Here is a 15,930-nt window from a genome sequence, read left to right as displayed (position 1 = left end):
TTATTGATCAGGACGTCTGCTCCTGAATATTACAAATTATTGGAGGGGTAATAACATGAAGAAATGGGTATTGGCTGTATTAAGCTTGACATTAATTGCGGTGCTGGCTGCTTGCGGCACAAAGAGCACAACATCGGATACAAACAATGCGGCCGAAAATACAGGCGGATCACCACGTGAAGTGGAGCTGAAAGTTGGAGCTTCTCCTGTGCCGCATGCGGAAATTTTGGAAGCAATCAAACCTCAGTTGGAAAAAGAAGGGGTTCGTCTCCAAGTCGTTCAGTTTAACGACTATGTACAGCCGAACGTTCAATTGTTTGACAAGCAGTTGGATGCTAACTTCTATCAACATGTACCTTACTTGAATGTTATGAACAAAGAGCGCAAAATGAATTTGGTTTCTGTGGGCGCGGTTCACCTGGAGCCTTTCGGCATCTACTCCCAAAAATATAAAAAGCTTGATGAACTCCCAGATGGCGCAACGGTAGCCATTCCGAACGATGCAACAAACGGAGGCCGTGCATTGTTGTTGTTGGAAAAACAAGGTCTGATCAAGCTGAAAGACGCAAGCAACATTGAAGCTACGGTAAAAGATATTACTGAAAATAAGAAAAACCTGAAATTCAAGGAGCTGGAAGCGGCTATGCTGCCACGTCAGTTGCCTGAAGTGGACATTGCGTTGATCAACACGAACTACGCTCTGGAAGCTAAGCTGAACCCGACGAAGGATGCACTGGCACTGGAAGATAAAGATTCTCCATATGCTAACGTTCTGGTAGCTCGTCCTGATAATAAAGATTCTGAAGCGATTCAGAAGCTGCTTAAAGCTTTGCAATCCCCAGAAACTAAAAAATTCATTGAAGATAAATACCAAGGCGCAATTATCCCGGCATTTTAAGTAGGGAACGAGAACACATTGCACGCAAACCCCAGATTCTCTTGAACAAGAGGACTGGGGTTTCTTTTGGATAGAGTTGTAGGGGAAGCTTAAATATTTTATACTTGGGGGTGACCGTTCTCTGTGAACAGGAGGAAAATTGTTGAGAGATAAAGTCGCATTCATAACGGGTAGTGCCAAAGGTTTAGGTAAAACGACCGCTCTGCGTCTGGCGAATGAAGGCTGTAATATTGCGCTGAATTATGTGCATAGCCAAGCAGAAGCCGAAGCGCTTAAGCGGGTGATTGAGTCTAAGGGAGTACGCTGCCTGTCTTTACAAGGGGATATCACTGTTCAGAAAGATATCACGAGGCTGATTGGTGAAGTCCAGGATCGGCTAGGCGGAGTCGATATTATGGTGAACAATGCTGGACCGTTCATCCGGGAACGCCGCCTGTTTGCGGATTACAGTGTAGCTGAGATTCATACCATGATACAAGGGAATCTGGTCGGTACCATGTTGCTGGATCATTTGGTATTGCCTCACATGCGTAGCCAGCAATGGGGACGTATTATTCATTTTGGCTTTGGTCATGCTGGAGAAGCGAGGGCTTGGCCGCATCGCGCCGTCTACGCAGCCGCCAAGGTGGGGCTGGTGTCTTTTACGAAGTCACTGGCTGTGGAGGAGGCTCCTTATGGCATCACGGTCAATATGATCTGTCCAGGGGATATTCGAGGAGCAAATAAGGAAATGTCAATCGCCGATGTCATCGGCATGCAGGATAAAGAGACACCGCGTGGGCGTCCGGGGAGCGGAGAGGACATTGCGCGAGTGATCGCCTATTTGTGTGAGGAGCATTCGGATTTTATAACAGGCAATATTATGGATGTATCGGGAGGATTGGACCCCATTCGGCCAACCATATAAGCTTGAGTGATCCCTCAGACGCTGTAACACAAAAAAGAGTCTTGAGCTTCGTTACCGAAGTCAAGACTCTCATGATCTTATGCATCAAGCATTAGAATACTTGTACCACTTCTTGGACGCCGTCGACTTCTTCGAGAAGAGCGCGTTCAATCCCTGCTTTCAGCGTGATTGTGGAACTTGGGCAACTGCCGCAAGCGCCTACCAGCTTCAGCTTAACGATGCCGTCTTCTACGTCAACCAGCTCAACGTCGCCGCCATCGCGTTGCAGGAACGGACGGAGCTTATCCAGTACATCTGCTACTTCATCATACATTTGAACGCTTTGTGTTTCGCTCATTAGAATTCAACTCCTTTCCTATACCTTTATTATTATATTACAAAGCGGGCCAAATTAAAATGCCCGTCATCCAAAGCAGGTGAAAAAATGTTAAGACCTATTATTGAGTTTTGCACCAGTAATATGCATTGGGGCACTGATGAAATCATGTCCAAGCTGGAACAGAATCCAGATTATGATGTGATTGAATACGGCTGCCTAAGCAATTGCGGTCAGTGTAACGCGGAACCCTATGCGATGGTCAATGGTGAGATTGTATCCGCAGATTCAGCAGAGCTTCTGTACGAAGTGATTATGAACAAAATTAAGGAAGCTGAAGCATGGGATAACCTAGACTTGGATTGAAATATAATGCTCTGTTAGCCCATACACGCAATATACAAAGAAGACCTGCTTTGGGAGCGGGTCTTCTTTGTTTGTTTAGCATGATCAGCCAAAATGGCGTTTGGACTTCCAGAGCACACCGCTTTTAAGCAGGCGTGGTACACGGCCGCGCAATGAAGTGCTGCCCATAAAGCCATAGCCGAACCCGGCCTTCTTGCCAAGTGCGCCTAATGTACCGCGCAGCTTTAAAGGATGCGGGTGAGGCGTTTGACCTTTCCATAGATCACGTACAATATGTGCGATTTGTTCCCCTTGCACCTCTGCTGCCTGAGCGCTTGGAGAGTAGGGAAGGCTCGCACAGTCTCCGACCACATATACCTCTGGATGATCTGGTATTTGGTAGTAATCGTTGAGCACGATACGACCCTGAGGGTCTTTAGGGACAGCTAAATCCTGCACGATTTTTACTGGCTGAATCCCGGCCGTCCATACCACTGCATCCGTTACAATTTGCTCGTCACGGTTATAAATAGCTCCCGGCTCAATACGAGAAACCGCAACATGGTTCAGGGCATTAACCTGATGCTCCTTGAACCAAGCATGTACATAGGCAGACAAACGTTGCGGGAATGCTGACAGCACCCGCTCGCCCCGATCCATAATGGTAATATTCAAATCCGTGCGGCTTTCACGTAACTCCGCTGCAATCTCAACACCGCTAAGACCGCCGCCTACAATATGGACATGTCCATATGGCTTGATTTCGTTCAAGCGCAGATAGGTTTGGCGGGTATGGTTAAACGACTGGATCGTACAGCTGTGTTCTTCAGCCCCCGGTGTATTGTGAAAGCGGTCGGTACAACCCAACGCAATGACAAGCTGATCATAGGGCAAGGGTTCACCGTCTTGAAAATGGACCATTTTATTCTCCAGATCCATCGAGGTGACCTCTCCGTATTTGCGAATAAGACGTTGCTCATCTGGAAAATGCACCCGCAAATCAAAATCAGAAACCGTACCTGCTGCGAGGGCATAGTACTCTGTTTTCAAGCCCTGAAAGGGCATTCGATCCACTAAAATAACTTGAACATCGTCGGGAATGTGTTTATCCAGCAATTCTTTGGCAATGGTAAGGCCGCCATAGCCGCCCCCCAGAATAACGAAATTTTTCATCAAAATCCGCCTTCCTTTCGCTACCGTGTCCCCGGCAAATGGTCTGGTGTCTCGTCGATCTAACACAAGTTTTTGTTGTTATAAAACCCGAGAATCGGGCCTGCCTGTGGCAGACAGACCAGCGTATTCCGGGGCAGCATGATGCTGCATGGTGTGAGTAATGGGGATGAAATGCTCGCGGGAATCTGAATCCGATATTACATTTATTCGAAAACTTCGATTTCGTTATAGAAGGTGTCCCGTTCTACAGGTATGCGTCCTGCACCTTTGACCAGCCAGATCAGCTCTTTACGGGTCAATCCGGCAGGGGTTAACGCACCTGCGGCATGGCTGATCTGCTCACGCACAATCGTACCATGGACGTCTGATGCGCCAAAGGTGAGAGCGACCTGCGTCAATTGCGGGCCAATATTAATGAAGTAAGCTTTGACATGGTCGATATTGTCCAGCATCAGGCGGCTGATCGCAATGGTTTTGAGATCCTCGTAAGCGGAGTTACGGCGCATGATGTTGGCGTTTTTGCTTTTCGGCTGCATGGACAATGGAATAAATACCATAAATCCGTTCGTTTCGTCCTGCAATTCACGAATTTGCAACATATGTTCAATACGATCCTGATACGATTCGACCGAACCGTACAGCATGGTCGTATGAGTTTTCATGCCGAGATTGTGGGCCGTGCGATGTACTTCGAGATAGCGGTCCACGTTGGCTTTCGTAACACGCATCTTCTTCCGATATTCATCGGACAAGATTTCCGCGCCACCACCAGTTAGGGATTGAAGTCCAGCCTTTTGCAGCTCTTGAAGCACTTCTTTAATACTCAAGCCGCTTATGCGTGTGAAAAAGTCAATTTCCGCTGCAGTATAAGCTTTCAATGTAACGTGGGGATACTTTTCATTCAACGCCTTCAAAGAGTCTACATAGTATTGGAAAGGCACATGATTATTATGACCACCAACGATATGAAATTCTCTTACCCCCGGATGGATGTGTTGCTCAACATAATCAATCATTTCCTGCCCGGACAAAGTATAAGAGCCGTCCTCCCCCTGATCCTTGCGGAAATTGCAGAACGCGCAGCGCGCTTCGCATACATTGGTGAAGTACAGGCTCATGTTTTCGATAAAATAAACCTTTTTTCCGTTCTTGCGTAAATTGGCTTCGTTAGCCAACTGACCCAGTGTGAGGATATCGTCAGTTTCATACAAATATATACCATCTTCAAGGTTCAAACGAATCCCGTTCTGTACCTTTTCTACAATTTCCGCCATTCTGCGGTCTGTAAAAGGTGTAACTAATGTGGACATGCCTATTCCTCCTTCAAGTTGCTCTGTGCGAGGCTGTCCGCCAAATCAGCGGCATAAGCGCTTGGTGCGCACAGGATGTCCCGTTCCGTCGGTAAGAATCCGGCAGCGCGGATATACGATATGTGAAAAATGTTACAATGCCAGGCTACAATGATGAATATCTCAAAATATCGCCTTTGAAATGACAAATTTCCGACAGTTTCTTTTACACACTCTTCACCTATTATAAACCTCACACCACCGGTGTTCAATACAAACGAATAGAAAAACAGGTCTTGAAGCCTGTAAGGGAAGGACATTCCATGACTTGAGCACCTGCAAATAGTGGAGTATACTGAAGGAGAACATGAAGTAAAAGAGGAGGATGGAGCTATGATTAACATCACCGATTCCGCTGCTGAGCGTTTGAAAGATATGCTGGAGCAGCAGGAAACGCCGAATATGTTTTTACGTCTGGGTGTTACGCCAGGTGGATGTACCGGATTCTCGTATGCAATGGGCTTTGACGACAACGAGACGGATCAGGATATATATATGAACGTACAGGATATGAAGATTGTAGTGGAAAAGGAAAGCATCCGCTACCTGGACGGTCTGGAAATCGACTTTGAAGAGTCTGGAATGTCAGGCGGCTTCACGATTCATAACCCGAATGCCGTAGCTACATGCGGCTGCGGTTCAAGCTTCCGTACAGCTACAGATGCCGGGAAACCGAACGAAGAGCCTTGTTAAGGTAGTTTAAAAGGGTACAATGAAATGAATTGTCTGCAAACCTGCATGATGGGGTGTTAACAATTCGAAAATGTAAATCAAGACCTCCAGAACGGTATAGTCACGTACTATATTCGTCCTGGAGGTCTTTTTTAATATGTAGAGATTACTTACTTAGGATCATTATCACTACGTGTGGATTGGACAAATTTACTCAGGGCATTAAAAAAGGCAAATGCAACTGTAAAAAGCAAAAGAGCTACGGGTTTAATTTCAATCTTAGAAAAAACACTATATAAAACTAAAAATGCAAAAAAGAGTACTGAGCTATTTACGTTTTGTTTTGTATAAATAGATTTTATAAAATTCATTGTATCACTCTCCAATTTGATTATAAGAATTCAAAACATATAGTATAAGTACCTCATTAACAAAATAGAAGTTAACTTGGTATATATACCATATTGCGAATGTATTTAATGAACGACTTCTTATACATAAATTACAGTATTGCATACAAACATTCAGGACTTATCAAATAAAAAATTCACATTATTTTAATTAGAGTTTTACTTCACTAGAATTTCAGTATAGGAACTTACAATTTGAATTCTGAGGGAGTGAAAGAATATATGAGCAATCCAGTTAGTTTAAAAATGGCTACCATGACATATGGACTTGATGATGATCCTCATATGTATGAATTATTTGAGGGAGTTCTGTATGATCGTAGTTATTTCTTTTATCTTGAACATGGGATACTGTGTCTGCGACATGTAAGAAAGGTAGAACAACCGGACCATCCACATCTTTATGTGGATGGGGAAAGTGGGGGCCTCCAACTAGCGAAGAATGTACAGCGTGGGATTATGGAAGTCGTTACAGAACTGATCGAGCGTTTGCGTAGTAAGGATGGATTGACGTTTTTACTGGACGAACTGCTATGGCTACATGGTCGAAGTCATATTGAACTTAACCTCGTAAAAAATAAAGGATGATATATTTCTGTTGGAAACTAGCTGATTTGTAACCTTCCTGCACGGAGTTGGCACTTAAGACTAAGAACACGAAAGAAAAGAGGCTAGGGACGTATGAGGGAGTGGGTTGAAAAGGCACGGCAAGGGGATGCAGAAGCGTTCGGGCAGCTGATGCTGCATTTTCGCGGGATGGCCTATGCGGTGTCCTATGACATGCTGAAGGATGTCCATCTCGCGGAAGATGCCGTGCAGGATGCGTTCATAGAGGCTTATCAGAATCTGGAGAAGCTGCAGACCCCGTCTGCTTTTCCAGGCTGGTTCAAGACCATTGTGGTAAGACAGTGCCAGCGAATGCTGCGGCGCAAGCATCATTCGGTGCTTCCTCTGGATGAGGCTGTGCAGATATCGGGAGGAGTACCGGGTGTAGCAGAAATTGCGGAGCGTAGGGAGGAGAGCCAAGTTCTGCAACAATCGGTGAAGGCACTGTCTGCCAAGCTGCGCGTGCCTCTGCGGCTGTTTTATTTTTACGGCTATTCTCTTCAGGAAATTTCCGATTATCTGGGCACTCCGGTCCCGACGCTTAAGAAGCGGTTGCACGATGCTCGCCGAAAGCTGAAAGGTACACTCCCGGTAGCTGATCTCGTTTCTGTGTTCAATCATTTGTATGAGGGAGGGCAAAACATGCTACATATTGTTAACGGTGATGTTGTAGGCGAGATGTTGAAGCAGGGTGTTGTACAGGGTGATGTGCTTGTATGGAGAGAGGTATATCCGGCAGGACCGATATTTTTAAATCCAGCGGGGGCGGAAGAACGGGCATTGCGGGCCAGGGTCCTAGAAGAATCGATGGGTATTCCGACCAGCGAATATATTATGGGTTGTGAGGAACAGGAGCAGAAACTTCGTGAGTTTATTAAGTATGATGAAGTCGTATTGTGGTTTGAGCATGACCTGTTTGATCAGAGCATGCTCGCCTATCTGCTCCACTGGTTCAAAAGACAGAAACTGGGCCGCACGAAGCTGAGCTTGCTCTGCATTGGGGAGTTTCCGGGAATCGAACGCTTTCATGGCTTGGGACAGCTCACTCCGGCACAGCTTCAGACATTATCTGGGACCTGGCGGACTATTGGGCGGCAAGAAATGGAACTCGGAAGCGAGCTTTGGAAGGCGTATGCTTCTCCTGATCCTGTTCAAATGGCTAATCTGCTGGAAGACAAGAAGGCAGAATTGGCAGCATCCGGCCTGCCTTTTGCCTATGAAGCTTTCACAGCGCATCTCAAGCGGCTGCCCTCGGAGCAGAATGGTCTTGGCATTGTGGAACAGACCACGCTTCAGGCCGTTCATAATGGAGTGAATACGGCATTGGAATTGTTTCGTCAGGTAACTGACGTTCTGCATGTGCTTGGCATGGGGGATCTCGAATACTGGAAATTTATTCGTGCTTTGGCGCAAGGCGAACATCCTTTGCTGATGATTGACGGGGATGAGGCTGGCTTGGATTTCAGACAAATTCCGGATTTTCTGAACCGAAAGGTAATTCTGACAGAGTTGGGTAAAGAGGTACTGAATGGATCAGCGGACCGCATTGCAGTTCAAGGGATCGATGAGTGGTTTGGGGGGCTGCATCTCCATGGACAAGAGGTTTCTTGGCGCTGGGATGATGTAGCTGGAGGTTTGATCCGACATTGAAGGATAGCTATCATCAGTATATTCTCCTAATGTTAGGAACCGACATGGGCAGATGCGCATATACTTTCTAAAAACTAACATTAGGAGGAATAAACTTGTATCAAGTACCTTCTTACTGGGGAAATTCATACTATATGCGGGCCGATTTTGTACCGATCTGGAACACAGGATTTCCGAAAGCAGTACAAATGATAAAGGAAGCGGTACAAGGGGAGCGTAACGATGAGTTGTTCTACGATGAATTGATCAATTTGGCACCCTCACAAGAGCAGGTGGCTATTATTGAAAGCATCCGTAATGATGAGCGCGGTCACAATAAAATGTTCAGAGAGATGTATCGGGCTTTGACAGGACAGGAAATTGCAGGCATCAGTAGTGAGCAATATGAGAGGGTGCAATCTTATACAGAAGGTCTACAGCGCGCCTTGATGGGAGAGTTGGGTGCGGTGGAACGATATCGCAACATCTGGTTTGGTTTGCCTGCCGGTATCTATAAGGACACGGTGTACGGTATCATTTTGGATGAGCTTAAGCACGCTGCCAAATACAATTATCTGATTACGTTGAATCTCAGGTAACTATTGACCGAAAGTCAATACTACTCCACATCAATTGGATGCTGGATTTTATCCTTATATTCATCCACATAGAGTTGGCCGTTGCTGCCTTTAACGGCATAGAATACGTCCTCTAACTTTTTGTCGCGGGCCTTCAGTTGAGACAGCAGCCATGATTCGGGAATATGATTGGAGTTTAAATTGCCATGCAAAAGCTGTCCGTCGATTACAAGCTCAATTGGGAACTGTGTGGCATTACCTGCATTCAACTGCAGGTCTTTTAATGTCACGGCTTGCAGTTCCTTTTTCTTTTGAACAGATAGTTTTCCGTTAATCTCAAGGAGGGCGTACTGCACTTCTTCTATATTAAAAATTTCTTTCTGGCGAAGTTGTTGGTTTAAAGAATCCAATGTCATATTATTTTTTTTTAGGTTATCTTCGAGAATGAACCCTCCTTCTATGAGAACGGTGGGTGCTCCCTCTGTCCACATCTTAAAGTTTCTGAATTTCAAAAAAAACTTGGATAAAACATAAGAAGTAATTGTAAAAACAGACAGGGCTATTAATAGGTGGACAACTTCTATTTTTTGGTTAAATGCAAAATTAGCAGCCATAGCTCCTAATATAACTGCCGTTACGAATTCGTGAAAGTTCATATTGGAAAGGGTTTGCTTCCCCAATATTCTCCCAATTAGCATGAGGATAACGAATGCAGAAAAACTTCTGATCAAAATAACGAGATGATCCATGCAAAACCCTCCTAGTTTGAAAATTGCAGGTATTCAGCATATAGGTTACCCGCTGGGATGGGATAATATACCAGTGTAATTAATGCATTATATGTGATGTATAAGCTTATAGGTTAGAAATTTAGCTATTTGGTCGAATGATTTGATTTCTCTGCATATGAATAGACCTCCTTATGTTCATAATCCAATGCTTCTACTGCTTCATATCCGTAAACAGCTCCTGCGCAGTACGCACAAATAACTGTACAGCCAGAGAAGCATTGTGCAGGGATGGTACAGCGATACCGATTTGACGTGTGATCAGAGGTGAAGTCTCCTTGACGGTCAGATCATGGGGGAACGTGGACAAGGCGAGTGAAGAAACAATGCCCATACCCAGTCCTTGTCGAACCATGCTGACCAAGGTGCTGACATTGTGAGTAATGAATTGTGCCTGCAACTGACTTTGTTCGCGTTCAAACCCTTCCATAATGGCGACCTCATGTCCACCTTTACAAAAGATCATATCCTGCTCATTCAAGTCACGGATGGCAATTTTATTGTGTGATTGTAGAGGGTGACCGTCTGGCAGGAGAATAACCATGTCATCCTGACATAATGGGATGATATCTACCTGAGGGTCTGGTAACAGGATGATACCGACTTCGATTTCTCTGGTATGCACCCACTCCTTGACTTCATTCGTGGAGCCTTCATGTAGATCGAAAACAAGGTTCGGATAATGCTGACGAATATGATGAATAATCGGGGGCAGAAAATAGGCTGAGGCAGAAGGAAAGGCACCGATCGTGATCGTGCCCACGTCTAAACCTTTTTCAGCAGCCACCTGCTGCTGTACCTTTTCCATGCTTTGCAGCATCATACGGAATTGCAGCAGTACCTTGTGCCCGATATTTGTCAGCAGCACTCCTTTTTTTCGGTCGCGCAGCAATAGCTGGACACCCAGCTCGTTTTCGATGCTGGCGATGGCATGGCTGACCGCGGGCTGCGTCATATGCAACTCATGGGCAGTTTGGGTGAAGTTTAGCGTTTCAGCTACACGAGCGAAGATCATAATCTGAGTAATGGTCATAAGTGAAAAGTTATCTCCCTTATTGAAAACATTCATTTTATTTATTAGTGACCACAGTATACGCTAGTAAAGCAAAACTTTGCAAACGGCTATTCAGATTTTAGTCGGTAGCAATGAGCGATGAAAAATCTAAGGGAGAGAAGACATCTATGAAAAAATTAACACCTAAAGCTACGTTGTGGCTTGTCTTGATATTAGTGATGGTATGGGGGATCAACTGGCCGTTGACCAAGCTGGCTTTGCCAGATACGCCGCCGATATTTTTTTCAGGAATCCGTACCCTGCTGGGTGGTGTGATTCTGCTATTGTTCGCTATACGTCACCGGGAAACCTTGCGTTTTAGACAGAATGCGTGGACTTATCTTGTGCTGTCCATATTTAATATTGCAGGCTACTATGGCTTGCAGACGGTAGGGCTGCGTTATTTGCCTGCTGGGTTATTTTCCACTTTAGTATTCCTTCAGCCGATCCTGTTGGGATTATTCTCCTGGATGTGGTTAGGGGAGCGCATGTTTCCCCTGAAGGTCATTGGACTGGTACTGGGTTTTGGCGGGGTGATCGTGATTAGCTCTGGTGGAATGGCAGGGCATTTATCGGTACTGGGTATTGTGTTGGGGCTAGCTTCAGGATTGTGCTGGGCGCTCGGAACGATTTATATGAAGAAAAAAAGTCAGCAGCTGAACTCCATTTGGGCGGTGACGATGCAGCTCATTTTGGGAGGGATTATACTCAATGGGATTGGATTTACGACCGAGAAATGGAGCGATATTCACTGGACGACCTCCTTTATCGCAATTCTATTGTTTATTTCGATATTCGTGATTGCGATGGGCTGGATAATTTATTTTAAACTGATCGACAATGGAGATGCAGGAACCGTCGGCTCATATACGTTTATGATTCCGGTGTTGTCCACAGTCTTTAGTATGGTAATGCTCAAGGAATCGCTTACTTTGACGTTTGTTGTGGGGCTGGTGCTGATTGCAGGCAGTGTGTATCTGGTAAATACAGCATCTCCTAGAAAACGAAAGAACCGAAACTCCAGGGCTGATGAAACGAATTCCTGTACAAATGCATAGAAATATGGAATTAGGAAAAATATACTAGATTATCAGAGAAGGGAATAGTAAAATATGACTATATAAGTAGAGAGGAAGTTTGGTATGGGAGAATTAAGCAGTCATGCTCAGTCTGTGGAGCCGCAAGCACATTCTGTTCGTAAGCTCGCAGTTGTAGCAACAGTCATTTCAGGAGTAGCTGTACTAGGATGTATAGCCTTGGCGGTGTGGAATTATAATCTGAATACGAAGGTCAATACTTTAACTAGTGCGAACGCTTCACTAAATAAAACAACACAAGCGTTAACGAAGCAACACAACGATACAGAGGCGCTACTGGGACGAGTTAGATTAACAGCTAACCTGTCAGCCATAACGCATATGTTAGAGCAGACATCTGTCGTTACCGATGATTTTGTATTGGAAAAAGTGACTTTTGATGTAACAGAGGATGGCACGTTGAAGGGTGTGCTACTGAATGTGAACAATCAACCTAATCTTGGTTTTGGCGGTGCTTATCAAGGTTATGGTAAATATAATATGTCCTCAGCTGCATTGACGAAGAAGGCGGAGGAAGTCATAAACATAGCTATGAAAGAGTACGGTACATCTGACAAGCTTCCGGTATGGGATAAGAATACGAGGGTGGAAATGACGGTTCAAAATTATCCGCTTGGGAAGCGGGAAGGCGGCACTTTTAAACTCACCGGTCAGCAATAGGAGGAACCTAATGTATTGATTTTTATGATTTTTTTTACGCAAGGTTTTGTAGAGGGTCTGAGAGAAGGGTATAATGAGCATTATTAGGTCAGGGAGGTAACAGCATTGAGCGTCATTATTTCACAGCAAATCTCGGCAACGGGCGTGAAGGAATATACGAAGGTGATGAAAACATTTGATTCTCCGTTTACACCTTTAGTTGGACAGAAGATCAGGGACACGGCATTTGGCGATATGCAATATTACGATGTCGAGGACGTATTTATTGATCTAGCGGAGAATGAATATTGGGTTATTCTACCTGCCGTTTTGCTGCATACTGATGATATTGAGGATATACGAGACGCTGTGCGTGAGTATCGTTCACATGGTTGGGAATGTACGAAACCTCTGTAAATGCATACCACTTAGGCATCTATACGGAAACGTCTTTCTTTTGCGAGATAGGCGTTTTTTTGTGTATTTGTGTAGGGGATATTCCTAATGATTGGAATGAAAAGAAAGAATTTATGCTGAAAATGCGCAAATTTTATCATTTTTTATCATAAAACGACAAGTTGGGAAATGAAAACGGCCTTAATGTGTTATACTTAGTATATCAAAGGACAAGAGTCTAAAACGACCGGTAAGGCCCTTTCTTTGAAGAGCCTCTGAAAGGTTCAACGTTTATCCAAAATAAATGGTCAAAAGGAAAAGGGGAAATGCTAACGTGAGAGTGAATTTGAAATTTACCAACAAAGGGCAAGTTGCAGTTGAGAAGTTCAACAATGAGGAGCTTATCGAAATCTTTACCCGCTACATTAAAACGTTAAGCAAGAAGTATGATATCTCGGTTACCGTACCGGAGGATCTGAATGAGCAGATCTTGGAGGAGGGTACCGTGAAGGTCGTGTTGGATAAGATTAATTGTGACATGGACGCTTTTTTCAAGGAGCTGAGCCGGGATATCAAGGTGCCGCTGGTCAAAAGATTGGGTACCAAACTGGATAACGTATTTAAGACCGAGGTTGTGGAGCAGGAACAGAACTAAGTATAGGGATCAAGCGAGTCGAATGAAGATTCGCCATATGAAATGATAAAACCTCCCGAATGGGGCGCATGGCTAGGCCATGTGCTCGTTCGGGAGGTTTTATATGTTTAAACTACTCTATTCAGTAGGAAAACATGCAAGGCATGTCTCTCCCTTTTAACGTATTGTTGTGGATGTAGGGCGCAGTTGGGCTAAATCAAACGAAGGTACCAGCCCTTCCTGCGCGGCACGACCGAGCAAAGCTTCGATGGCGGCATATCCACTGTCGCCCAGATTGGCGGTAAAATCGTTAACGTACAGGTCGATATGCGATTGGGCGACATCAGGTGAAAGCTCCTGCGCATGAGACAATACATATTCACGCGAAGCTTCGGGATGCTGCCAAGCGTATTCGACAGAGGCGCGTATCCAGTTTGTGATCGCATCCAGATCCAGCGTACGGCGGGCAATAATAGCTCCGAGCGGGATCGGCAGTCCTGTATCTTCTTCCCACCAGTTCCCCAGATCGACTTGCTTACTAAGCCCGTAGGACGGATACGTGAACCGTGCTTCATGAATAACTAGTCCGGCATCTATCTTCCCGTCACGGACAGCAGGCATAATTTGGTCGAACGGCATCACGACGATCTCGCCGACACCCCCAGGCACATGCTTGGCCGCCCACAGGCGGAACAGCAGATAGGCAGTGGAACGTTCACTCGGAACGGCTACACGCTTGCCGGACAGGGCTTTCGGGCCTTCGACGGTGGAACCTTCCTTGGTCAGCACGAGTGGCCCACAACCCCGGCCCAGTGCGCCCCCGCAAGGCAGCAGGGCATATTCATCCAGTACCCAAGGGAGTGCAGCATACGAAATTTTCATAATATCCAGTCCGTCTGGTGTGATCGCCAGATTGTTGGTGATGTCGATATCGGCGAATGTAATGTCCAGCGCGGGTGCGCCCGGAATCAAACCATGCGCCAGAGCATGGAAGACAAAAGTGTCGTTGGGACAAGGTGAAAAAGCAATTTGCATCTATATAACCTCCGTTAATGTAGAAAATGCGGCTTCCAATGCTTGCAAAGCCTCTTTGATTCGCCAGGCTGCACGGTCACGTGGACCGACAGCATTGGAAATCGTGCGGATTTCCATCGTCGGCAGTTCTAGCCTATTTGCCGCCACGGCCACGCCGTAGCCTTCCATCGCTTCGGCAGCAGCTCCAGGAACGCGTTTGGCCAGCCGTTCCGCTGTTGCCGCCGTACCGGTGGCCGTAGAGACGGTCAGGATCGGCCCCGCGACAGCCGTCTGTCCGGCGGCACGCAACGCCTGAACCAATCGCTGCGCGGTGGCAACGTTCACGGCAATTTTGCTTGAGCCGAACCCCAGCTCGTCCACGCTGCTGAAGCCCTCTGCCGTCTCGGCCCCCAGGTCGGCGGCAATGATCGCGTCAGCAACAACGACGCTCTCCAATGCAGCGACCTCCGCGAAGCCGCCACCAATTCCGGCGCTGATGACCAGACGGTAGTCACCAGCCGCCGCCAGTGCTAGCGCGGTTGAAGCCGCCGCGGACGGTGCGCCCACGCCAGCTAGCTCGACCACAAAACGGGTGTCGCCTTTCAGGCCCCGCAGTACAGCTTCCCGTTCGCCTTCAACCGCGGTCATAACCAGGATGCGCTCATCTGATGTTGTATGCTCCATCGGTTGATTCCCCTTTAAATTTAGGTAATATGCTCCCTTATCATACTGCTTTTCGAAACGATGTTCAAAAAAGGTCGACAAAAAAAGCGCTCTGAGGCGCTTTTTGAAAAACTGCAAGATTCAGCAGATATGAAAATCGGTAGTTGTAAACATAAAGCAATTCTAATCTGGAAGAACAGCGCAGGCATAGCATATAATAATTATATCGGCTGATCCTTTGTGATTAGCTGAAACATGGTAATATTGCGGTCATAATGGCTTGGGGTTCCATCTTGATTGCGCACCCGAATCATCTCGCTACTGAATAACTCGATATATCCACAGCCAATCTCACAGTATACACCTGTAGGGTCCTCTTGCCAGACCGTAACGAGGTGTTGAGACAGCGCTGCGGTGAAAAATTCGATGTTTTTTTGCAGTACGCGTGGCGTTTTCTTGGGTTCCATAACGTAAATCCTCCCTATATCATGCCATTTGAAAATCAGCAATTGAATGTGGCTTCTAAGTGGTTACTACACATCATAACGAACATAAACAACTGAAAAAGAAACGGTTCTTCAATCTACTCTATGAAACAGACGTAAACACTGTACCGCTTAATGCTATTTTTGTAAAGCATCCGAATGACCTTTTCAAATATCCAGTTTGTGTTTACACACATTTTACATTGCGTTTACACTACTGTGATGCTAGTGCGTTTCATCTAATAGTACAATAAAGGGTAACTATACTGCATGAATT

General features: G+C 45.8%; 21 protein-coding genes. 11 read left to right on the top strand and 10 right to left on the bottom strand.

Annotated elements, in window-relative coordinates:
- The first annotated feature begins 55 nt into the window (after positions 1 to 55).
- Together ACWA2B_RS13315 and ACWA2B_RS13310 are read left to right on the top strand one after the other, a co-directional pair.
- Entirely contained in the window at positions 56 to 898 is an 843-nt protein-coding gene (locus tag ACWA2B_RS13315; protein WP_029518221.1) for a MetQ/NlpA family ABC transporter substrate-binding protein, read from the top strand.
- A 142-nt stretch (positions 899 to 1,040) separates the two neighbouring features.
- A complete protein-coding gene (locus ACWA2B_RS13310) occupies positions 1,041 to 1,805 on the top strand; it encodes an SDR family oxidoreductase (protein WP_029518222.1) in 765 nt (254 codons plus the stop codon).
- 91 nt (positions 1,806 to 1,896) lie between these two features.
- Here ACWA2B_RS13310 and ACWA2B_RS13305 read toward each other — a convergent pair whose 3' ends face one another.
- Positions 1,897 to 2,142 (bottom strand): NifU family protein, encoded by a 246-nt coding sequence (locus tag ACWA2B_RS13305; protein ID WP_013311836.1) that lies wholly within the window; start codon positions 2,140 to 2,142, stop codon positions 1,897 to 1,899.
- Between the two features lie 87 nt (positions 2,143 to 2,229).
- Between ACWA2B_RS13305 and ACWA2B_RS13300 the strand changes: the two genes are divergently transcribed.
- On the top strand, positions 2,230 to 2,487 hold the full coding sequence (locus ACWA2B_RS13300; RefSeq protein WP_023990179.1) for a YuzB family protein: 258 nt from the start codon (positions 2,230 to 2,232) through the stop codon (positions 2,485 to 2,487).
- Between the two features lie 84 nt (positions 2,488 to 2,571).
- On the opposite strand, the gene ACWA2B_RS13295 is transcribed toward ACWA2B_RS13300, so the two are convergent.
- The 3 genes from ACWA2B_RS13295 to ACWA2B_RS13285 all read right to left on the bottom strand — a co-directional run bounded on the left by ACWA2B_RS13295 (position 2,572) and on the right by ACWA2B_RS13285 (position 5,137).
- Entirely contained in the window at positions 2,572 to 3,639 is a 1,068-nt protein-coding gene (locus tag ACWA2B_RS13295; protein WP_029518224.1) for an NAD(P)/FAD-dependent oxidoreductase, read from the bottom strand.
- Between the two features lie 203 nt (positions 3,640 to 3,842).
- The gene (gene mqnE, locus ACWA2B_RS13290; RefSeq protein WP_023990177.1) at positions 3,843 to 4,949 is read right to left on the bottom strand and encodes an aminofutalosine synthase MqnE; all 1,107 of its coding nucleotides are present in this window, start codon (positions 4,947 to 4,949) and stop codon (positions 3,843 to 3,845) included.
- Between the two features lie 2 nt (positions 4,950 to 4,951).
- Positions 4,952 to 5,137 carry a hypothetical protein gene (locus ACWA2B_RS13285; protein WP_342434450.1) on the bottom strand — a complete coding sequence of 62 codons (186 nt, stop codon included), beginning with the start codon at positions 5,135 to 5,137 and terminating at the stop codon, positions 4,952 to 4,954.
- Between the two features lie 184 nt (positions 5,138 to 5,321).
- Here ACWA2B_RS13285 and ACWA2B_RS13280 point away from each other — a divergent pair, with 184 nt between their 5' ends.
- A complete protein-coding gene (locus tag ACWA2B_RS13280) occupies positions 5,322 to 5,681 on the top strand; it encodes a HesB/IscA family protein (protein WP_013311832.1) in 360 nt (119 codons plus the stop codon).
- A gap of 149 nt (positions 5,682 to 5,830) precedes the next feature.
- Here the strand turns inward: ACWA2B_RS13280 and ACWA2B_RS13275 are convergent, their stop codons facing one another.
- A complete protein-coding gene (locus ACWA2B_RS13275; protein WP_029518226.1) occupies positions 5,831 to 6,031 on the bottom strand; it encodes a hypothetical protein in 201 nt (66 codons plus the stop codon).
- Positions 6,032 to 6,292: 261 nt separating this feature from the next.
- On the opposite strand from ACWA2B_RS13275, the gene ACWA2B_RS13270 reads away from it, so the two are divergent.
- The 3 genes from ACWA2B_RS13270 to ACWA2B_RS13260 all read left to right on the top strand — a co-directional run bounded on the left by ACWA2B_RS13270 (position 6,293) and on the right by ACWA2B_RS13260 (position 8,904).
- The gene (locus ACWA2B_RS13270) at positions 6,293 to 6,658 is read left to right on the top strand and encodes a hypothetical protein (protein WP_165148504.1); all 366 of its coding nucleotides are present in this window, start codon (positions 6,293 to 6,295) and stop codon (positions 6,656 to 6,658) included.
- Between the two features lie 93 nt (positions 6,659 to 6,751).
- Positions 6,752 to 8,326, top strand: a complete 1,575-nt coding sequence (locus ACWA2B_RS13265; protein ID WP_449292282.1) for a sigma-70 family RNA polymerase sigma factor — start codon at positions 6,752 to 6,754, stop codon at positions 8,324 to 8,326.
- Positions 8,327 to 8,460: 134 nt separating this feature from the next.
- Positions 8,461 to 8,904 carry a ferritin-like domain-containing protein gene (locus ACWA2B_RS13260; protein ID WP_069012664.1) on the top strand — a complete coding sequence of 148 codons (444 nt, stop codon included), beginning with the start codon at positions 8,461 to 8,463 and terminating at the stop codon, positions 8,902 to 8,904.
- Positions 8,905 to 8,924: 20 nt separating this feature from the next.
- Here ACWA2B_RS13260 and ACWA2B_RS13255 read toward each other — a convergent pair whose 3' ends face one another.
- On the bottom strand, positions 8,925 to 9,632 hold the full coding sequence (locus tag ACWA2B_RS13255; RefSeq protein WP_069012613.1) for a DUF421 domain-containing protein: 708 nt from the start codon (positions 9,630 to 9,632) through the stop codon (positions 8,925 to 8,927).
- A gap of 193 nt (positions 9,633 to 9,825) precedes the next feature.
- The gene (locus ACWA2B_RS13250) at positions 9,826 to 10,704 is read right to left on the bottom strand and encodes a LysR family transcriptional regulator (RefSeq protein ID WP_449292281.1); all 879 of its coding nucleotides are present in this window, start codon (positions 10,702 to 10,704) and stop codon (positions 9,826 to 9,828) included.
- A 149-nt stretch (positions 10,705 to 10,853) separates the two neighbouring features.
- On the opposite strand from ACWA2B_RS13250, the gene ACWA2B_RS13245 reads away from it, so the two are divergent.
- The 4 genes from ACWA2B_RS13245 to ACWA2B_RS13230 all read left to right on the top strand — a co-directional run bounded on the left by ACWA2B_RS13245 (position 10,854) and on the right by ACWA2B_RS13230 (position 13,512).
- Positions 10,854 to 11,783 carry a DMT family transporter gene (locus tag ACWA2B_RS13245; protein ID WP_449292280.1) on the top strand — a complete coding sequence of 310 codons (930 nt, stop codon included), beginning with the start codon at positions 10,854 to 10,856 and terminating at the stop codon, positions 11,781 to 11,783.
- An 84-nt stretch (positions 11,784 to 11,867) separates the two neighbouring features.
- A complete protein-coding gene (locus ACWA2B_RS13240) occupies positions 11,868 to 12,482 on the top strand; it encodes a hypothetical protein (RefSeq protein WP_069012615.1) in 615 nt (204 codons plus the stop codon).
- A 105-nt stretch (positions 12,483 to 12,587) separates the two neighbouring features.
- The gene (locus tag ACWA2B_RS13235) at positions 12,588 to 12,878 is read left to right on the top strand and encodes a hypothetical protein (protein WP_069012616.1); all 291 of its coding nucleotides are present in this window, start codon (positions 12,588 to 12,590) and stop codon (positions 12,876 to 12,878) included.
- Positions 12,879 to 13,191: 313 nt separating this feature from the next.
- The gene (locus ACWA2B_RS13230; RefSeq protein ID WP_023990165.1) at positions 13,192 to 13,512 is read left to right on the top strand and encodes a hypothetical protein; all 321 of its coding nucleotides are present in this window, start codon (positions 13,192 to 13,194) and stop codon (positions 13,510 to 13,512) included.
- Between the two features lie 156 nt (positions 13,513 to 13,668).
- Here the strand turns inward: ACWA2B_RS13230 and ACWA2B_RS13225 are convergent, their stop codons facing one another.
- The 3 genes from ACWA2B_RS13225 to ACWA2B_RS13215 form a co-directional block, all read right to left on the bottom strand.
- Positions 13,669 to 14,526, bottom strand: coding sequence for a 1,4-dihydroxy-6-naphthoate synthase (locus ACWA2B_RS13225; RefSeq protein WP_449292279.1), 858 nt, complete (start codon positions 14,524 to 14,526; stop codon positions 13,669 to 13,671).
- On the bottom strand, positions 14,527 to 15,189 hold the full coding sequence (locus tag ACWA2B_RS13220; protein WP_069012617.1) for a futalosine hydrolase: 663 nt from the start codon (positions 15,187 to 15,189) through the stop codon (positions 14,527 to 14,529).
- 200 nt (positions 15,190 to 15,389) lie between these two features.
- Positions 15,390 to 15,635 (bottom strand): hypothetical protein, encoded by a 246-nt coding sequence (locus ACWA2B_RS13215; RefSeq protein ID WP_029518236.1) that lies wholly within the window; start codon positions 15,633 to 15,635, stop codon positions 15,390 to 15,392.
- Between the last annotated feature and the right edge of the window lie 295 nt (positions 15,636 to 15,930).

The sequence above is a fragment of the Paenibacillus sp. CMM36 genome (assembly GCF_053570945.1).
The sequence above is the reverse complement of the archived record's forward strand: the minus strand, read 5'-3'. Positions and strand labels throughout refer to the sequence as shown.

Coding starts and splice junctions, on each gene's coding strand:
- ACWA2B_RS13305 (WP_013311836.1), bottom strand. CDS start 2,142: ATGAGCGAAACACAAAGCGTTCAAATGTATGATGAAGTAGCAGATGTA.
- ACWA2B_RS13255 (WP_069012613.1), bottom strand. CDS start 9,632: ATGGATCATCTCGTTATTTTGATCAGAAGTTTTTCTGCATTCGTTATC.
- ACWA2B_RS13260 (WP_069012664.1), top strand. CDS start 8,461: ATGCGGGCCGATTTTGTACCGATCTGGAACACAGGATTTCCGAAAGCA.
- ACWA2B_RS13245 (WP_449292280.1), top strand. CDS start 10,854: ATGAAAAAATTAACACCTAAAGCTACGTTGTGGCTTGTCTTGATATTA.
- ACWA2B_RS13220 (WP_069012617.1), bottom strand. CDS start 15,189: ATGGAGCATACAACATCAGATGAGCGCATCCTGGTTATGACCGCGGTT.
- ACWA2B_RS13250 (WP_449292281.1), bottom strand. CDS start 10,704: ATGACCATTACTCAGATTATGATCTTCGCTCGTGTAGCTGAAACGCTA.
- ACWA2B_RS13280 (WP_013311832.1), top strand. CDS start 5,322: ATGATTAACATCACCGATTCCGCTGCTGAGCGTTTGAAAGATATGCTG.
- ACWA2B_RS13295 (WP_029518224.1), bottom strand. CDS start 3,639: ATGAAAAATTTCGTTATTCTGGGGGGCGGCTATGGCGGCCTTACCATT.
- ACWA2B_RS13215 (WP_029518236.1), bottom strand. CDS start 15,635: ATGGAACCCAAGAAAACGCCACGCGTACTGCAAAAAAACATCGAATTT.
- ACWA2B_RS13240 (WP_069012615.1), top strand. CDS start 11,868: ATGGGAGAATTAAGCAGTCATGCTCAGTCTGTGGAGCCGCAAGCACAT.
- ACWA2B_RS13265 (WP_449292282.1), top strand. CDS start 6,752: ATGAGGGAGTGGGTTGAAAAGGCACGGCAAGGGGATGCAGAAGCGTTC.
- ACWA2B_RS13270 (WP_165148504.1), top strand. CDS start 6,293: ATGAGCAATCCAGTTAGTTTAAAAATGGCTACCATGACATATGGACTT.
- ACWA2B_RS13300 (WP_023990179.1), top strand. CDS start 2,230: ATGTTAAGACCTATTATTGAGTTTTGCACCAGTAATATGCATTGGGGC.
- ACWA2B_RS13275 (WP_029518226.1), bottom strand. CDS start 6,031: ATGAATTTTATAAAATCTATTTATACAAAACAAAACGTAAATAGCTCA.
- mqnE (WP_023990177.1), bottom strand. CDS start 4,949: ATGTCCACATTAGTTACACCTTTTACAGACCGCAGAATGGCGGAAATT.
- ACWA2B_RS13315 (WP_029518221.1), top strand. CDS start 56: ATGAAGAAATGGGTATTGGCTGTATTAAGCTTGACATTAATTGCGGTG.
- ACWA2B_RS13225 (WP_449292279.1), bottom strand. CDS start 14,526: ATGCAAATTGCTTTTTCACCTTGTCCCAACGACACTTTTGTCTTCCAT.